The organism is Streptomyces sp. SP18BB07, from assembly GCF_036322545.1.
GTDB classification, from domain to species: domain Bacteria; phylum Actinomycetota; class Actinomycetes; order Streptomycetales; family Streptomycetaceae; genus Streptomyces; species Streptomyces deccanensis.
In genome coordinates, this window is the sequence record NZ_JAQYWT010000236.1 from 1 (window position 1) to 378 (window position 378).

Below are 378 nucleotides of genomic sequence, written 5' to 3' on the forward strand. Positions count from 1 at the left end.
ACGACTACATCGAGCTGTGCCGCACGCACTACGAGAAGGTCGGCATCGGCGCCGACTACGTCAACTCGCTCTTCCGGTGACCCCGGTTCCGGCCCCGGACCGCCGTATGAAGGCCGCCGTCTGGCACGGAGCCAGGGACGGCCGCGTCGCCGAGGTGGACGGCCCCCGAGCCGGGCCCGGCGAGGTGCTCGTCGAGGTGGCCGACTGCGGCAGCGGCGGCAGCGACCTGCACGAGTACGCCGACGGGCCGCACGCCATCCCGGTCACCGAGCCTCACCCGGCCTCCGGCTCCACGGCTCCGCACGTCCTCGGCCACGAGTTCTGCGGGACGGTGGCGGCTCTCGGGCCATTGGTGCCCGGCCTCACCGTCGGCGACCG

At 73.8% G+C, this 378-nt stretch carries 1 protein-coding gene; it reads left to right on the forward strand.

The genetic code is table 11. The features are described from left to right. Window positions 1-76: 76 nt before the first annotated feature. On the forward strand, window positions 77-378 hold a 302-nt coding region (locus PUR53_RS07430), incomplete at its 3' end, for an alcohol dehydrogenase catalytic domain-containing protein (protein ID WP_329907792.1).